The organism is Mariniradius sediminis, assembly GCF_021491425.1.
GTDB classification, from domain to species: domain Bacteria; phylum Bacteroidota; class Bacteroidia; order Cytophagales; family Cyclobacteriaceae; genus Mariniradius; species Mariniradius saccharolyticus.
In genome coordinates this window covers 1-15075 of the sequence record NZ_JAKEVZ010000014.1, presented here as the reverse complement: position 1 = coordinate 15075, position 15075 = coordinate 1, and the positions used below count along the sequence as shown (strand labels likewise).

At 44.3% G+C, this 15075-nt stretch carries 16 protein-coding genes and 2 tRNA genes; 16 read left to right on the top strand and 2 right to left on the bottom strand.

Annotation, left to right across the window (positions count from 1 at the left end):
* The first annotated feature begins 86 nt into the window (after positions 1 to 86).
* The 4 genes from L0U89_RS16385 (at position 87) to rplT (ending at position 2097) form a co-directional block, all read left to right on the top strand.
* A complete protein-coding gene (locus tag L0U89_RS16385) occupies positions 87 to 542 on the top strand; it encodes a cold-shock protein (protein ID WP_040480702.1) in 456 nt (151 codons plus the stop codon).
* A 332-nt stretch (positions 543 to 874) separates the two neighbouring features.
* On the top strand, positions 875 to 1432 hold the full coding sequence (gene infC, locus L0U89_RS16380; protein ID WP_234862500.1) for a translation initiation factor IF-3: 558 nt from the start codon (positions 875 to 877) through the stop codon (positions 1430 to 1432).
* 21 nt (positions 1433 to 1453) lie between these two features.
* Positions 1454 to 1648 carry a 50S ribosomal protein L35 gene (rpmI, locus tag L0U89_RS16375; protein ID WP_008628983.1) on the top strand — a complete coding sequence of 65 codons (195 nt, stop codon included), beginning with the start codon at positions 1454 to 1456 and terminating at the stop codon, positions 1646 to 1648.
* 104 nt (positions 1649 to 1752) lie between these two features.
* Positions 1753 to 2097: a 50S ribosomal protein L20 gene (gene rplT / locus L0U89_RS16370; protein ID WP_008628985.1), complete on the top strand. Its 345-nt coding sequence runs from the start codon at positions 1753 to 1755 to the stop codon at positions 2095 to 2097.
* Between the two features lie 336 nt (positions 2098 to 2433).
* On the opposite strand, the gene L0U89_RS16365 is transcribed toward rplT, so the two are convergent.
* A tRNA-Met gene (locus tag L0U89_RS16365) sits at positions 2434 to 2507 on the bottom strand.
* 92 nt (positions 2508 to 2599) lie between these two features.
* On the opposite strand from L0U89_RS16365, the gene L0U89_RS16360 reads away from it, so the two are divergent.
* The 8 genes from L0U89_RS16360 to bshB1 all read left to right on the top strand — a co-directional run bounded on the left by L0U89_RS16360 (position 2600) and on the right by bshB1 (position 11415).
* On the top strand, positions 2600 to 2995 hold the full coding sequence (locus L0U89_RS16360; protein ID WP_008628987.1) for an START-like domain-containing protein: 396 nt from the start codon (positions 2600 to 2602) through the stop codon (positions 2993 to 2995).
* Positions 2996 to 3067: 72 nt separating this feature from the next.
* Positions 3068 to 4921 (top strand): LptF/LptG family permease, encoded by a 1854-nt coding sequence (locus L0U89_RS16355; RefSeq protein WP_234862499.1) that lies wholly within the window; start codon positions 3068 to 3070, stop codon positions 4919 to 4921.
* A gap of 64 nt (positions 4922 to 4985) precedes the next feature.
* Positions 4986 to 5261, top strand: a complete 276-nt coding sequence (rpsO, locus tag L0U89_RS16350) for a 30S ribosomal protein S15 (protein ID WP_008628991.1) — start codon at positions 4986 to 4988, stop codon at positions 5259 to 5261.
* A 108-nt stretch (positions 5262 to 5369) separates the two neighbouring features.
* The gene (gene pnp, locus L0U89_RS16345; RefSeq protein WP_234862498.1) at positions 5370 to 7511 is read left to right on the top strand and encodes a polyribonucleotide nucleotidyltransferase; all 2142 of its coding nucleotides are present in this window, start codon (positions 5370 to 5372) and stop codon (positions 7509 to 7511) included.
* Positions 7512 to 7599: 88 nt separating this feature from the next.
* Positions 7600 to 8463 (top strand): sigma-70 family RNA polymerase sigma factor, encoded by an 864-nt coding sequence (locus L0U89_RS16340; RefSeq protein WP_008628993.1) that lies wholly within the window; start codon positions 7600 to 7602, stop codon positions 8461 to 8463.
* 199 nt (positions 8464 to 8662) lie between these two features.
* Positions 8663 to 9607 carry a thioredoxin-disulfide reductase gene (trxB, locus tag L0U89_RS16335; RefSeq protein WP_234862497.1) on the top strand — a complete coding sequence of 315 codons (945 nt, stop codon included), beginning with the start codon at positions 8663 to 8665 and terminating at the stop codon, positions 9605 to 9607.
* Positions 9608 to 9616: 9 nt separating this feature from the next.
* Positions 9617 to 10657: a M23 family metallopeptidase gene (locus L0U89_RS16330; protein WP_234862496.1), complete on the top strand. Its 1041-nt coding sequence runs from the start codon at positions 9617 to 9619 to the stop codon at positions 10655 to 10657.
* A 32-nt stretch (positions 10658 to 10689) separates the two neighbouring features.
* A complete protein-coding gene (bshB1, locus tag L0U89_RS16325) occupies positions 10690 to 11415 on the top strand; it encodes a bacillithiol biosynthesis deacetylase BshB1 (protein WP_234862495.1) in 726 nt (241 codons plus the stop codon).
* Positions 11416 to 11417: 2 nt separating this feature from the next.
* Here the strand turns inward: bshB1 and pdxH are convergent, their stop codons facing one another.
* A complete protein-coding gene (gene pdxH, locus L0U89_RS16320) occupies positions 11418 to 12050 on the bottom strand; it encodes a pyridoxamine 5'-phosphate oxidase (RefSeq protein ID WP_234862494.1) in 633 nt (210 codons plus the stop codon).
* Between the two features lie 87 nt (positions 12051 to 12137).
* Between pdxH and L0U89_RS16315 the strand changes: the two genes are divergently transcribed.
* From L0U89_RS16315 to L0U89_RS16300, 4 genes are all read left to right on the top strand, one after another.
* Positions 12138 to 12707, top strand: a complete 570-nt coding sequence (locus tag L0U89_RS16315; protein ID WP_008629009.1) for a YqgE/AlgH family protein — start codon at positions 12138 to 12140, stop codon at positions 12705 to 12707.
* Between the two features lie 56 nt (positions 12708 to 12763).
* A complete protein-coding gene (locus tag L0U89_RS16310) occupies positions 12764 to 14611 on the top strand; it encodes a DUF349 domain-containing protein (protein WP_234862493.1) in 1848 nt (615 codons plus the stop codon).
* 133 nt (positions 14612 to 14744) lie between these two features.
* A tRNA-Thr gene (locus L0U89_RS16305) sits at positions 14745 to 14817 on the top strand.
* A 42-nt stretch (positions 14818 to 14859) separates the two neighbouring features.
* On the top strand, positions 14860 to 15075 hold a 216-nt coding region (locus tag L0U89_RS16300; protein WP_234862492.1), incomplete at its 3' end, for a GIY-YIG nuclease family protein.

Sequence of the window (15075 nt, the reverse complement as noted above, 5' to 3'; positions counted from 1 at the left end):
CAAAATATTAATTCCGTTAAAAGTTGTTAAAATTCTTGTTTGGTATTGGTAGGAAATCCCCAAAATTTGATTGTATTTTTGTGCATATGGCAAAATCAAGAGACAACTTCGAAAAAGACGAGAAGGAAAAGCTTAGGCTGAAGAAAAAAAAGGAAAAGCTGGAGAAGAAAGAGGCAAGGAAAGCTAATCAGGAGAAAGCAAAGGATTTCGAAGATATGATTGCCTACGTGGATGAATTTGGAAATATTACGTCCACTCCACCGGATAGAAGTAAAAAGGTCGAAATTGACCCAGAGACAATATCAGTTGGAGTCAAAAAGGCACTTCCCCAAGAACCTGAAGACAAAACCAGAAGGGGTAAGGTTACATTTTTCAACTCCAGTAAGGGCTATGGTTTCATCAGGGACGAACAAAGCCAAGAGAGTATTTTTGTCCACATCAACAAATGCCTTGATCCCATCAAGGAAAATGATAAAGTGACATTTACTACGGAGAAGTCCCCTAAGGGTCCAAGTGCTGTAGGCGTCAAACTTGCTACCTAAGTCCAAACCTAATTTCCCTGTTTCTTTGACCATGCGCCACGGGATACTATAGAATTTTCGGGGCTCAATTCCATGTTGCTGGTTATCAGATAAATTGGACAAGCTGTCTCGAATGTAGGTCGACAGGTAGGGGACGAGGCGTTGTATTTCTAGGAATCCCTAGCATGGACACCAAAGATATCCTTTCGATGTCGTGAAAGGCTATAAAGGGAATTTTGTCGTAGGAATTTAAGAACCCACGTTTGGGCAAAATCAGTTATTTGGATCCATTTTTTGAAATCGAAAATTAATTCAGATATTTGCAGTCGATTTCATTAAAACAGCCATAAAATTTGAAAGGAAAACCACCTGTCACCAATCGACAAAGACAAGAAGAGCCCTATAAAATCAACGATCGTATCAGGGCAAGGGAGGTCAGAGTCGTGGGAGATTTCGTAGAAGGAGGCAATGCAGTTCTGCCGTTGGCCCAAGCGATCAAGCTTGCGGAGGATAACGAACTTGACCTTGTAGAGATTTCTCCCAATGCAGTCCCACCAGTTTGCAAAATCATCGATTACGCAAAGTTTAAGTACGAACAGAAGAAAAAGCAGAAGGAAATCAAAGCCAACGCTGCCAAGACTGTTCTAAAAGAAATCAGGTTCGGTCCCAATACTGACGACCATGATTTTAACTTCAAACTGAAGCACGCTATCAACTTCCTGAAAGAAGGAGCAAAAGTCAAGGCCTACGTTCATTTCGTCGGCCGATCGATTGTCTTCAAAGAAAGAGGAGAGATGCTATTGTTGAAGTTTGCACAGGAACTGGAGGATTATGCACAGGTGGAACAACTTCCGAAATTGGAGGGAAAAAGGATGTTTTTGTTCTTGGCCCCTCGACCTGCTAAGAAATAATTTCAACTAATACAAACAGCTATGCCAAAAGTAAAAACTAAATCCGGTGCAAAGAAAAGGTTCAAATTGACAGGAACCGGCAAAATCAGAAGAAAGCATGCCTACAAGCGTCACATCCTAACCAAGAAGTCCACTAAAAGAAAGAGAAATCTGACTCAAATGGGCATGGTTCATCCAGCAGATGAGGCGGGCGTAAGAGCAATGTTGAGAATTTGACGAATCAAATCTCAAAAAACAATTAAGTTTAGGTTTATTTATTCACCAGACGCTCAGGTTATCAAGACCACCATGGCACCTAGGGTCAAAAAATCAAAATTACTATGCCAAGATCAGTAAACGCAGTTGCTTCAAGAGCTAGAAGAAAGAAAGTATTGAAGGCAACAAAGGGCTACTTCGGAAGAGGTAAAAACGTTTGGACAGTAGCCAAGAACAAGTACGAAAAAGGTTTGCAGTATGCGTACAGGGACCGCAAAGTCAAGAAGAGAGAATTCAGGGCATTGTGGATCCAGCGTATCAATGCAGGCGCCAGGGAGTATGGTATTTCATATTCTCAATTCATGGGATTGTTGAAAAAGGCCGATATCGAATTGAACAGAAAAGTTCTTGCTGATTTGGCAATGAATCATCCCGAGGCATTCAAAGCTGTAGTTGAAAAAGTTAAATAAGAAGGCACGCCTTATTTAACATGAAGGAGCCCTGAGAAATCAGGGCTTTTTTATTTCCATTTTTTTGAATGGACAAGGGCAACTTCGGATTTTTTGCTAAATTACAAGAGCGGGATTTTCGACTGATCTAATCTCGTCGATACCAGTTCGGGAATTTCGATGGCCAGACTTGAAAGATAGGGTTCCCGGGCAAACAGTTATTAAGATTGTCCGTTAGCGGGATGAACCCCTGACCACCGGCGCTCTTTGTCGGAAGGATCGGTTTTGGAATCGGGAAAAGTTGATATTAAACTACCTGGCTACAAAATAAAAAAGCCCCAAAAGTGGGGCTCTGCGTAGCGAGGAGGGGAGTTGAACCCCTGACCTCAGGGTTATGAATCCTGCGCTCTAACCATCTGAGCTACCTCGCCAAATCGGAATGCAAATATGAGGGGTTAGACTCTCAAATGCAAACATAAGACTTCAAAAAAAGCCAATTTTACTACCCAAAAAAATTTAAAAAATGGTTAAAAATAAGTTTATCGCTGATTACCAAATCAATACTTCCAGGAAAATGTTGTTTCCCTACCTGAGTACCGCAAGTGGTTTGGCCGAGTGGTTTGCAGACGATGTGACAATCAATGAGGATAAAAACTTCATATTTAAATACGACGGTGAAGATCACTTGGCTAGGATTGCCTCAATCAGAACCAATGCTCATGTGAAGTTTGAGTTCTTTGACCCCCAAAACATTGACGAAAGGGACCATTCCTATATCGAGTTCAAAGTAGAGGAAAACGAACTTACCCAAACCTTATTCCTGAAGGTCATTGACTATAGTGATTCCTATGATGACGAGGAGTTGGAGTCAATTTGGGAAGGGTTGATTGCTACATTGAAGGAAATCATAGGCGGTTGATTTTTCTGGTGGTATAATTGCAAATTTTTGCAAGATTTACGCGTTGAAAAGCAGTGTGGGAGATTTCTGTCCATGAAAAAAATCGATAAACTTGTTCTTGGGTCTTTTATAGGACCCTTCTTTTTGACTTTTCTCGTAGTGGATTTTATCCTACTTACCGTCAATATGCTTAAGTATTTTGACGAGATTTTTGGCAAAGGATTGAGTTTTTGGGTGTACATGGAGCTGATTTCCTATTTTTTGATCAGTATTTCCCCCATGGCTTTGCCGCTCGCAGTGCTGTTGTCATCATTGATGGCTTTTGGCAATTTGGGCGAGCATTTTGAGCTTACCGCACTCAAAAGCAGCGGTATTTCACTCGTGAGAGCCCTGCAGCCTATCGGGATATTTGTGGTATTTCTCACCATACTGGCTTTTTTGTCAAATAACTACTTGGTCCCAAAAGTCAACCTCAAAACCTTTAGCTTGCTCTATGATATTAGGATGAAATCCCCCGCCTTTGACATTCGGGAAGGGGTTTTCTACAGTGGCATCCCAAATTACGCGATCAAGGTAAACCAAAAGATGGATGAAGTACGGTTGAGGGACATTATCATTTATGACCATTCAGACGGCCAAGGCAATACCAACATCATTCTGGCAGACTCCGGTAGGATGGAGCAGTTTATGGATGAGCGCTACATGTCGCTCACCTTATACAATGGAATCCGATACCAAGAGTCAAGGGCACAGCGAGGAATCAATGAAAAACCCGTGGATTTCAGCCGAACTAAATTCCAGGAAAATCAAATGATCTTCAGCTTGGAGTCTTTTCAATTGAGTAGAACACCCGAGGATCTTTGGTCTACCAATAGATCGATTATGGATATCTCTAAATTGAAGCTTGGCTTGGATTCAATGAATTCTGAAATCAATCAGATCGTCTATTACAATTATCTTTTCACGGAATCTTCTTACCCATTTTTTACTAAAAACAGAAAAATAACCCCACCTTCTGATATCGCTGAAAGGAAACAGCGAGATGACTCAATTCGAGCTGAAAAGGCAAAACTCATGCGAAAGACGGCCGCGGATTCGGTTAAATCTGACTCCTTGGCCTCGCTCTTGTCCGCGGATTCGATCGCTGGCAAATCGGATAGTTCACAAGCTTCCAGTAACAGGGATTCCCTGCCCAGCATAACCCAAACAAAGGCGTCTGTCACAGAGGGAGGAAAGGATACAAAAGCAGACTCAGCAACAGGCAGTGTGTCCAAGAAATTAAAGAAGGAAATTAAGCTTCAGTCTATCGGAATCGATTCGGCTTTGGCTTTCCAAGACCCATTCGCAGTACAGCCGATGCCTTCCACCGCCAAATCAGATTCTGTGACTGTCGAAGCCAAGAAAATATCCGAGGAGGGCAGAAAACTTTCGTCGGAAAGAAAGGCAGAACTGGACACTTTGATCGCCCGCGAAAATTATGTCTCCCGCGGTGCAACGGTGGGGCTCAACAATGCGCGCAGTATCAAGAATAACTTGAACAACAAGATGCTTCAGGTAGACAATTTGGAACGCGAGTTTAGGCGATTTGAGATTGCCTGGTATCAGAAATACACCACCGCATTCGCTTGTTTTGTGATGTTTTTGATCGGGGCACCGCTTGGTGCCATTATCAAAAAAGGAGGTCTTGGCATGCCCGTCTTGATGTCAATCATCTTTTTCATCATCTACTATATGTTGACGATTACGGGTGAAAAATGGGCCAAGGAGGCAATCACTGGTACTATCTTCGGTACTTGGTTTTCCAATATCGTGCTGTTGCCTTTTGGGCTATTCTTCTTGAGACAGGCGAGAAAGGATGCAAGGCTTTTCGAAGCAGACACGTATACCGAATTTTTCAAAAAAATCATGGGCTTTTTCAATCGCAAATCCCCCAAAACCCAATCATGATTTTCATAATCAAAATTTTCATCTTACCTTTGTGCCTGTTTAAATCAAATAACATTAACTAGGCATGTATTTAGCACCAGAGAAAAAAGCGGAGTTGTTCAAAAATCATGGCAGGTTAAAATCTGAAAAAGACACAGGATCACCAGAATCGCAGATCGCCCTGTTCACTTACAGAATCCAGCACCTGACCCAGCATTTGAAGACCAACAAAAAAGACCACTCATCCAGATTGGGCCTTCTGAAATTGGTAGGTAAGAGAAGAAGACTTCTCGACTATCTTGTCAAGAATGACATCGAAAGGTACAGATCAATTATCCAAGAGTTGGAGATTAGAAAATAATTCGATTGACGTAAGGTTCTCAATGTGAGGACCTTACTTTTTTACCTCCCCCTGATATTAAGCCTTACTTTTACATCTTATTCACATCATTATCATTTACAAAACTGTATGTTACCAAATGTAATTTCGAAATCTATCGTCCTTGAGGATGGTAGGGAGATCATTATTGAAACCGGCGCATTGGCAAAGCAAGCCGATGGTTCGGTTGTGGTACGAATGGACAACGCGATGTTGTTGGCCACCGTCGTATCGAAGACTGAAGTCATGGAGGGGGTTGATTTTCTGCCACTTTCCGTGGATTACCAAGAAAAATTTGCCGCTTCGGGCAAGATCCCGGGTGGGTTTTTGAAGAGAGAGGGAAGGCTTTCAGATTATGAAATCCTGATCAGCAGACTCGTAGATCGTGCCATTCGCCCGATTTTTCCGGATGATTACCATGCTGATACCCAGGTCAATATCACTTTGATGTCTTCCGACAGCAACGTATTACCTGATTGTTTGGCAGGGTTGGCTGCTTCGGCGGCTCTGGCGGTTTCAGATATCCCCTTCAACGGTCCAATTTCCGAGGTACGTGTCGCAAAGATCAATGGCAAGCTGAAGATCAATCCTTCGCCGGCGGAATTGGAAAAATCCGCATTGGAGTTTATTGTCGCTGGTTCATTGGATTACATCCTGATGGTCGAGGGCGAGGCAAACGAAATCTCGGAAGATGAGATGGTGGAGGCATTGCAGTTTGCACATGAAGAAATCAAGAAGCACTGCCTGATCCAAAAAGAATTGACAATCGCGGTCGGAAAGACCGAAAAGAGGGTGTACAGTCACGAGAAAAGCGATCCTGCTTTGTATGAAAAAATGCATGCCGAATTATACGGAAAATGCTACGAGGCCGTAAGTAGACAGATCGCCAACAAATCCGAAAGATCTGTGATCATCAAGAAGATAAAAGAGGAATTTGTGGCTGGTTTGGGTACTGAACATGGCTTTGAAGCTAGCCTGATTGGGCCATATTTCGCCAAAATCCACAAAGAAGCAGCCCGAAATCTTACTCTTCAGGAGAAGAAAAGGTTGGATGGTCGCAAAACAGATGAAATCAGACCAATTTGGTCCGTGGTTGATTATCTCCCTTCAGCGCATGGTTCATCCATATTCACACGAGGGGAAACCCAATCCATCACCACTTGTACATTGGGCACGAAACTCGATGAGCAAATGATAGATGGAGCGGTGATTTCTGGCTACAGTAAATTTTTCCTCCATTATAATTTCCCAGGATTCTCTACAGGTGAAGTAAAACCAAATAGAGGTCCGGGTAGAAGGGAAGTCGGACACGGCAACCTTGCGATGCGGGCACTTAAGAAGGTACTTCCTCCAGAAGAGGAAAATCCATACACAATTCGTGTTGTATCCGACATTCTTGAGTCCAATGGCTCTTCATCCATGGCTACCGTTTGCGCAGGTTCCTTGGCCTTGATGGATGCCGGCGTGCAAATCAAAGCGCCAGTGACAGGCATTGCAATGGGAATGATCTCTGATGCAAAAACCGGGAATTATGCGATTCTTTCGGACATTCTTGGAGATGAAGATCACCTCGGTGATATGGATTTCAAAGTAACGGGCACCGCAAAAGGCATCACAGCCTGCCAAATGGACCTCAAAGTCGAAGGTTTGGACTACGCAGTCCTTAAGGAAGCATTGTACCAAGCAAAAGATGGACGCCTTCATATCTTGGCCGAGATTTCCAAAACCTTGGCTGCGCCGAAGCCGGATTTGAAGCCGCATGCTCCAAGGTCCTACAATATGAATATTCCGAAAGAGCTCATTGGGGCGGTAATCGGTCCAGGTGGAAAAGTGATCCAGGAAATCCAAAAGGATACTGGCGCTACCATCGTCATCGAGGAAAAAGACAACATGGGCAAGATCAACATCTTCTCCAACAACCAAGAATCAATGGATGGAGCGATTCGACGCATCAAGGCGATCGTTGCGCAGCCTGAAATTGGGGAGACCTACACAGGCAAAGTCAAAAACATCATGCCCTTTGGCGCCTTTGTGGAATTCATGCCAGGAAAAGATGGATTATTGCACATTTCCGAAATTAAGTGGGAAAGACTTGAGAATATGGAGGGTGTATTGGAACCCGGGGAGGAGATCATGGTCAAACTGATCGATGTGGACAAGAAAACTGGGAAGTTCAAGCTTTCCAGGAAAGTGTTGCTCCCAAAACCTGAAAAATCCGAGAAAAAAGACTGAGTTCAATAAAGTATTTATTACTTTGAACTTTGCAATCAGGCAGTTCCGTTATTAAGTGAGTTTAAAAAACGAAAATTGTTAATCTCGAATGAGGCAGCTAAAAATTAGCAAACAGATCACCAACAGGGAAAGTCAGTCCTTGGATAAATACCTTCAAGAAATCGGTAAAGTCGACTTGTTGACTGCCGATGAAGAGGTAATTCTTGCCAAAAGAATCCGTGAAGGCGATCAATTGGCCCTAGAAAAACTTACGAAGGCAAACCTCAGGTTTGTCGTCTCTGTGGCCAAACAGTACCAAAACCAAGGTCTTTCTTTGGGTGATTTGATCAACGAAGGCAACCTCGGATTGATCAAAGCAGCACAAAGATTTGATGAAACCAGAGGTTTTAAATTCATCTCCTATGCTGTATGGTGGATCAGACAGTCTATTTTGCAGGCTTTGGCTGAGCAATCCAGGATTGTCAGGCTTCCGCTCAACAGGGTCGGTTCGCTGAACAAGATCAGCAAAACTTTCAGTGAACTCGAACAGAAGTTTGAAAGGGAGCCATCTCCAGAGGAATTGGCAGAGGTGCTCGAAGTAACTGCCGGCGAGGTGGTCGATACCATGAAGATCTCCGGACGCCATGTATCCATGGATGCACCTTTTGTTCAGGGCGAAGAAAACAGCTTGCTGGACGTATTGGAGAACGACGGTGACGAAAAGCCCGATGACGGTCTCATGACAGATTCCTTGAGGAAAGAAGTACAAAGGGCACTTTCTACACTTACCCAAAGGGAAGCCGATGTGATCACCCTTTACTTCGGACTGAACGGCGAGCATGCCATGACCCTAGAGGAAATCGGGGAGAAATTCAACCTGACAAGAGAGCGGGTTAGACAAATTAAAGAGAAGGCTATCAGAAGGTTACGTCATACTTCAAGAAGTAAAACTTTAAAACCTTACCTTGGTTAATCCAGTTAATTCCTGTGAATTAGAATCAAAGAAGGGGTGATCAAACCCCTTTTTTTATTCCCCAAGTTGGAAAAAATGTAACGTCCTGACTGATTACAGATTGCCCAGTACCTTTGCGCACATTAGGGAATTTTAACACCCGTTAACTTTGTTGTAAAAGGTATTTTAACAAAATTTGCCAACTTCAAAAATAAATCCAATGACTTCCGAGAGAGAGAAAGTGAAGGTTCTGATAATTGGGTCGGGACCTGCAGGATACACCGCAGCCATATATGCGTCCAGAGCGGGCTTAAATCCGGTGCTTTATACGGGACCCCAACCAGGCGGGCAATTGACCATCACCACGGAAGTGGAAAATTACCCGGGATATCCCAATGGCATTCAGGGACCTGAGATGATGGAGGATTTTCGAAAGCAAGCGGAACGATTCGGCACACAAGTCAGATATGGGCTGGTGACCGCAGTTGACTTTTCCTCGCACCCGCATCTAGTGACGGTGGATGACCAACACACAATAGAAGCAGAAACTGTAATCATTTCCACAGGCGCTTCTGCGAAATGGCTCGGATTGGAGAGTGAGACTCGATTGAACGGTAGGGGAGTTTCAGCCTGCGCAGTTTGCGACGGATTTTTCTTTCGTGGACAGGACGTTGCGATCGTCGGGGCAGGCGATACTGCTTGTGAAGAAGCATCCTACTTGGCAAACATTTGCAATAAGGTGTACATGATCGTCCGAAGGGATGAGATGAGAGCCTCTCAGATTATGCAAAAACGGGTGATGAGTAATCCAAAGATTGAGATTCTTTGGAATTCCGAAACCGAGGAAATCCTTGGAGATGAAGAAGTCACAGGCGCACGTTTGTATAACAACGTAACGCACGAAACCAAAGAGATCAAAGTATCAGGGTTTTTCGTGGCTATTGGACATCAGCCAAATACCGATATTTTCAAAGGAATTATTGACATGGACGAAAACGGATACATCAAAACCGTTCCCGGCAGCACGCGTACCAATGTCGAAGGGGTTTTTGTATGCGGAGATGCGCAAGACCATGTCTACAGACAAGCCGTGACGGCGGCAGGAACAGGTTGTATGGCCGCCCTTGATGCAGAAAGGTATATGGCCGCCAAAGAAATGGCATAATTCGTTGAAATGAGGCTAAAAGGGATTTTGATATTTATGGTGGTCTTTTTGGGCATGGGAACTGCCATTTCCCATGCCCAAAATTTTCCGAAGATCATCAAAAAGCCAAAAGCCCAAAAGGAGGCACCGCGTACAAATCCGCTTACGCGTGACTTGCGCCTGTATGACCCACAGAAATACTTGCAAGAGCTCACCAAAGAGACCGATTCGATCCTGTTCAGAAACCACATAGATATTCGAAAACGATTGAGTATCGTTTCGGAGGATACAATTTCCTTGATTTGGGCGCCCACTAATCAACTCGTAGAGGTATCCGAACAGGTTCTGATTGATAGTATCTGGGTTACCGCCTTTGAGTATTTTTCGTCTTGGGACAGTAAAAAGATCAATATTTACGACTTCAATCCCAAGGAATTCAAGGATACGGTAAGTATCAAACTTTTTGATCCTTTGTTTGGTACAGATTGGAAACTGCCCTTGGATGAGACCAGAATTACTTCGGAGTTTGGATTCAGGCGCTATCGCTGGCACCATGGTACCGACCTCAAGCTCAATGTAGGAGATCCCGTCTACAGTACTTTCGATGGAATCGTGCGAATCAGGTCATATGACAGGAACGGTTATGGTTATTACCTTGTCATAAGGCACAAAAATGGACTTGAGACCTTATACGGGCACTTGTCCAAATTCCTAGTCGAGATTGGACAGGAGGTGAAAGCGGGCGAACAGATAGCTATGGGGGGAAATACGGGTAGAAGTACCGGGCCACACCTTCATTATGAAATACGGTACCAGGGCCTTTCTATCAACCCGACGGAGATTTTTGATTTCAACATCGGGCAGATTAAATCCCAACTGTATTCGATTACTTCTTCCAGTTTTGACCATGTGATCAAAACCCAGGAGGCAATATACCACAGGGTAAGAAGCGGCGAGACCCTAAGCAGCATAGCACGACGCTATGGCGTCCGGGTCAGTACGATTACACGTCTCAACAATATTTCGACAAGTACGGTACTGCGTGTCGGGAGGCGGCTGAGGATTAAGTAACGCTTTTTCCGAACATAAAAACCTAAATCAATATGGCCTATCCAAAATTAGATATACTCGTGTTGGCTGCGCATCCTGATGACGCCGAACTAGCTTGCTCGGGAACAGTCGCCAAGCATATTGCAGCAGGCTATTCGGTTGGCATCGTGGATTTCACCCAAGGGGAAATGGGAACACGCGGCACGCCGGAGTTGCGCCTCGAGGAGGCGGATGCAGCCGCAGAGATCCTTGGTTTGTCTGTTCGGGAAAATCTAGGCCTAAAGGATATCTATTTTAAGGATGATGAAGCACACCAGTTGGAGGTAATCAAAGCTATCAGAAAATACAAACCTGAAATCGTCCTCGCAAATGCCGTGACTGACCGACACCCTGACCATGGAAAGGCAGGATCTTTGGCCTCTCACGCGTGCTTTATGAGCGGTTTGAGGAAGATTGTGACTGAAGTCGATGGGGTGGAACAAGAACCATGGAGGCCCAAATTTGTGTACCACTACATCCAAAACAATTACATCAAACCAGATTTTGTGGTGGATGTGAGTGAGTTTTGGGAAATAAAAGTGGCAAGTATCAAAGCATTCCGTTCTCAGTTTCACGATCCAAAAAGCACTGAACCGGCCAGCTTCATTTCTTCGCCCGAGTTTCTAGACTTCATCGATGCCCGCGGAAAGGAATTGGGCCACAGCATCATGGTAAAGTATGGTGAGGGATTCACAGTAGAGCGGATGATCGGTGTCTCGGATCTTTTTGATCTCGTGTAGACTCAAGGCGCAAGACGCTCGATTTTCCAGTTTGCCCCGACGCGAGAATAGAATATCCGGTCGTGGAGACGACTGGGCCTACCTTGCCAAAATTCCACTTCCTCCGGAACAATCCTAAACCCTCCCCAATGCGACGGGCGCTTGAGGGTCTCATGCTCGAATTTATCCCGGAATGTGCGCTCATTTTCCTCCAAATATTCACGACTTGGTATGGCCTTGCTTTGGGGGGAAGCCCAAGCACCGATCTGACTGGAGTATGGCCTAGACACAAAATAGGCATCGGAATCATCATCCGAGACTTTTTCCACCTTTCCAATGAAACGAACCTGGCGCTCCAACTCGGGCCAAAAAAACGTGGCAGCGGCAAATGGATGTTCACGGAGCTCATTTCCCTTGGCACTCTCGTAATTTGTAAAAAATACCAACCCCTGGTCCACATCCTTGAGAAGTACGATTCGACCATTTGGCCGTCCATCTGCACGGACAGTCGACAGCGTCATTGCGTTCCATTCGTTGAGTTTTGCATGGTGCGCTTCGTCAATCCATACCCTGAATTGTTCCAAGGGGTCTGTCAGGACTTCATGCTCGTCAAGTGTCTTTAAGGAGTAATCGATTCTAATGTCAGCTAGCTTCATCGGGGTAATTTTCCTTAAAATTATTACTCTTATTGCATTTTTAAAATTTAGATTTAACTTAAGCGCAGCATCAAGACGAGATTTTTTATGAAGAACAATGCGGCCAATCCACCGAAATCCGGTGACCTGCTGATATCTGAGCCCTTTTTGCAGGATGAAAATTTTGTCCGCTCGGTAATCCTAGTTTGTGAAAACAACGAGAATGGCTCCTTTGGATTGGTTTTAAACAAGCAGTCGATACTAAAGCTAAGCGATTTGTTGGACGGTGCTGATTTTTTGGATGCAGTCGTATACGTGGGTGGTCCTGTCGAACAAAATACACTCCATTTCATCTATCACGATTCCAACCCCCTTCCAGGAAGCATCTCTTTGGCGGAAGAGTTGTGGTGGGGTGGTGATTTTGAAGTCCTCCTGGAGAGGCTCAAGCAGGGTGAAATGTTATCGGATCAGGTGAAATTCTTCATCGGATACTCCGGATGGGCAGCTGGTCAATTGGACAACGAACTCGAAGAAGATACTTGGATCGTCTGTACCTCTGCGGATTACGCGGAGATTTTCGACGATTCTGCGGAAGAAATGTGGCGAGTCATTCTCAAGAACATGGGTGGAGAATACCAGCAAATGGCAAATTATCCGATTGACCCAAGATTAAATTGATCCAAATTTGTTACTTTTGTTTCAGTGACCCTGCCAAAAAGTATCAGTTTTACATTATGAGCACAGAAAAAGAAATGTCTGACGAAGACAAGGTGACCCAAACCAGTGAAGAGATTTTACAGGTGGAAGGTAAAGCAACAGAGATTGAGCCGACAGCGGAAATCGATCATCCCGAACAGGAACATGAAGTCGAAGAAGAGGTAGATTATTCTAATTTTTCAAAAGATCAATTGCTTCATGCCTTGAAGGAATTGGTTTCTTCGGGCAAAATACTTCAGATCGAAAGCCAAATCAACCAAATCAAGTCCCATTTTGACGAAGTCCTCCAAAAGGAAAAAGAGGAGGCCTTGGAAGTTTTTGTAAAGAATGGCGGTGCTGCGGATGATTTTGATTACCGCCTTGCGGATGTCGATCGCTCTCTTTTGGCAGGACTGAATGAATTTAGGGAGAAGAAATCGGATTTTCTCCGAGAGCAGGAAAAGCAGAAGGAAAGAAACTTCATCGCCAAAAACGCGATTCTTGATAGGCTGAGGGAATTGGTGGACGGAGAGGAGACGACCCACAGCATCAATACCATCAAGCAAATCCAGGACGAGTGGAAAAAGATCGGACCTGTGCCCGCCGCCCAAAACAAAAACCTTTGGGCTTCCTACAATGCCCTGATGGATCGTTTTTACGACAACCGGAGCATTTATTTTGAGCTGAAGGAACTAGACAGGAAAAAGAATCTCGAACATAAAACCGAAATCTGCGAAAAGGCAGAGGCCTTGGTTCAACTCCCAGACCTGAAGGAGGCAATCCGGCAGTTGAATGATCTCCATGAAGAGTTTAAGCATGTCGGTCCAGTACCTCGGGATGAACAGGAAACACTTTGGACCAGGTTCAAAACAGCCTCGGATGCGGTGTATGCCCGTAGAAAAGAGTTTTACGAGGGACAGAAAGAAGTCCTCAAGGAAAATCTGCTGAAGAAGGAAGCTTTGATCAAGAAGTTGGAGGAATTCCGGGACTACCAATCCTCCAAAATCAAGGAATGGAACAATAAAACCAAGGATATACTTGCAATCCAGAAAGAATGGGAGACAGTTGGTGCGGTTCCTCGTGAAAACGGCAAAGATATCAACAAGCATTTCTGGGGTCTATTCAAGCAGTTCTTCCACCACAAGAATCTGTTCTTCAAGGAATTGGATGAAATCAGGACCAAGAACAAAAACCTTGCAGAAGAGCTTATCCAAAAGGCCGAATCACTGATGAACGAAACGGATTGGAACAATACCGCCAATCAGATGATTGCGCTGCAACAGGAATGGAAAAAGATCGGTCCGACTCCTGAAAAGGTTCGTGACGAGTTGTTCACGCGATTTAAGACGGCCTGCGATACCTTCTTCGAAAACAGGAGGAACTCGACCAAACAGGTGAACAAGGAATTTGATAACAACCTCAAGGAAAAAGAGGGAGTGATTCAGCAGATTATCGAAGCTGCCAAAGGTACCGGACTATCCGCTGCTGCGTTGGAATCCTTCATCAATCAATACAATGCAATCGGATTTGTCCCGAGAAAAAACATGAAGGAAATCATGTCCCGTTTCAACGAGGCAGTCGATGCTTATGTCAAGCAACTAGGCATCAGCGGAGCGGAGAAGGAGGATTTCCTATTCAGGCTGAATCTCAACAAACTCCAAGCCGATCCAAACAGCAATCGGGTACTCAACAAGAAAGAGCATGGCATCAGAAAGCAGATTGCTGATCTTGAAAATAACATCACGCTTTGGAGAAACAACCTTGAATTCTTTGCTGCATCGCGGACCGCGGATAAGCTTAGGAATCAATTTGAGGAAAAAATTCAGAAGGCGGAAAGCGAAGTAGACAAATTGAAGAAGAAATTGTCTATCATTCGGGAATTTTAATTTGTTCACAAATAAGGAGATAGCGATTGTCTCCTTATTTTTTTCAAAAACTTTTTGCGCAAATATTCTATCCATCTATATTTGCACCACGTTTTCGGGAAAGACAAAGGTTTTCGAAATCAAAATAGGTTAAGCCTCCTTAGCTCAGCTGGTAGAGCAACTGACTTGTAATCAGTAGGTCGCTGGTTCGATCCCGGCAGGGGGCTCAAAAGGGCAGCAGAGATGTTGCCTTTTTTCATTTTCAGCCTATGGAGACCCATTTTGTCTACATACTCTACTCCCCATCAACAGGTAGCTACTACATTGGCCAAACGATGGACTTGGAAAACCGGTTGAAACAGCACAACAGCCACTTTTTCAAAGACTCGCACACAAAGGTTGCCGACGATTGGATATTAAAACTATCGATACCCTGCACATCGAGGAGGATGGCATTGGCTATCGAGAAACACATCAAGGGCAAT